Origin of the sequence: Serratia sp. PF-27, assembly GCF_030053255.1 — a bacterium.
Classification (GTDB): domain Bacteria; phylum Pseudomonadota; class Gammaproteobacteria; order Enterobacterales; family Enterobacteriaceae; genus Serratia; species Serratia bockelmannii.
In genome coordinates, this window is the sequence record NZ_JASGBT010000023.1 from 26,615 (window position 1) to 28,078 (window position 1,464).

Consider the following 1,464-nt stretch of genomic DNA (forward strand, 5'->3'; position numbering starts at 1 on the left):
ATTTCTTTGATTTCTGCGGAAATAGCCGAGGGAGACAAAAATAATTCTTATATAAAAAAATTAATTAAAATTAAAGATAATATAAATATTGTGAATTAGTCGACTCTTAGCTGGGTGAAATGACGGGGGTTTGACGTGGGTGGGTATGAGCATGAAGCACATTATTCTGATGATCACCGTGGTGCTATCTATCTGTGTGATGCAGGGATGCGAACAAGGTAGGGAGCTACAACCACAGGATTATTTTGAAGGGACGCAGCTGGACATCGCCAACATCATCTACGAGGGTGACAGGCAAAAGCTGGATAAGGTTTTACCGACGGTAAGCAAAGAAACGTTAAATCGACCGGCCAAGGTGGAGATGACGTTGCTATTCTGGGCGATAAACAACGCCATCTTTGACAAGAATACGCCAGAGCGGCTCAAGATCATTACAGATTTAGTCAAGGCGGGGGCTGAGCCATTACAACCTCAGCCTAACGCACCAGGCAGCCCCGCTGAATTTGTTATGAAAGCGGATAAAGGCATCTGGATACAGGCTATGTTAGAGGGCGGACTTTCTCCAAATGCCAGGGATAAGGTTCATAATCAACCCATTATATTTAATAGTATCTTTGCAAAAAACACAGAAACATTAGAGGTCATGTTGGAGCATGGTGCTGATATAAATATAAGAAATTCACTGGGTGATACGCTGCTCATCGATGCTTTAGACTATCACTCCTATGACCACGTCATTCTTTTATTAGAAAAAGGCGCCGATAGCGATATAAGAGGCAACTCGGGTTGGACGATGGGTAATCAACTACAACGGCTGATTAATAGGAGTCCGGACGGCAGTGAGGCGAAAGCGTCTCTTGAGCGCATCAAAGACGAGCTAATTAAGCGTGGTGGGAAATGGCCACCTCTCCCTGTCAGTAAATAAGCCGTCTCGCTGTATTACCGGAAACTGGGCACATGTTGTAAAGGTGTTCTTACCGCAGAGGCATTGTCCACAGACGGTCGAGTTGCGAAAGTTTGCTTGGGTTGCGCACGATAAATACCTGAGCCAGTCGGCCTTCGGCATTCAAGCTGAGACTGACAGACGCCGTAATACGGCCTTGTTCGGATAGCAAGGCGCCCGGCACGCCATTGATGAGCGCGTGTTGCCAGAGATAGGCTCGCCAAAATACGGGCAATTTACCGCCGATAAACTCGAGTACGTCACGTTTGCCGACGAGTTCAGCCAGGTTGGCGGGCACTTTGCCGCCGCCGTCCGCACTGAGCTTAACGTCTTCGGACAACAGGGTCGAAAGCGGTTCGATATCTGCCGTTTCCACCGCCGTTTTGAAAGCGATCAGCAATGCCTCCTGCCGCTCTGTGGGCTGGGTGTTGCGCTCCTCCGGGCGGCCAACTTTTTCGCGCGCGCGTGACACCAGTTTACGACATGCCGTTTCTTCTCCACCTAATGTCATGGCGAGATCC

At 48.6% G+C, this 1,464-nt stretch carries 2 protein-coding genes; one reads left to right on the top strand and one right to left on the bottom strand.

Going from position 1 to position 1,464, the window contains the following annotated elements; translation table 11 throughout:
• The first annotated feature begins 151 nt into the window (after positions 1-151).
• Complete coding sequence (locus QMZ29_RS23270; RefSeq protein ID WP_261423724.1) at positions 152-925, top strand: ankyrin repeat domain-containing protein; 774 nt, start codon at positions 152-154, stop codon at positions 923-925.
• A 49-nt stretch (positions 926-974) separates the two neighbouring features.
• Here the strand turns inward: QMZ29_RS23270 and QMZ29_RS23275 are convergent.
• A partial coding sequence (locus QMZ29_RS23275; protein WP_502950685.1) for a sigma-70 family RNA polymerase sigma factor family protein occupies positions 975-1,464 on the bottom strand: 490 nt, incomplete at its 5' end.

Bases quoted from the DNA above. Each gene is read 5' to 3' on its own strand.
- QMZ29_RS23270 (WP_261423724.1), top strand. From the start codon at position 152: ATGAAGCACATTATTCTGATGATCACCGTGGTGCTATCTATCTGTGTG.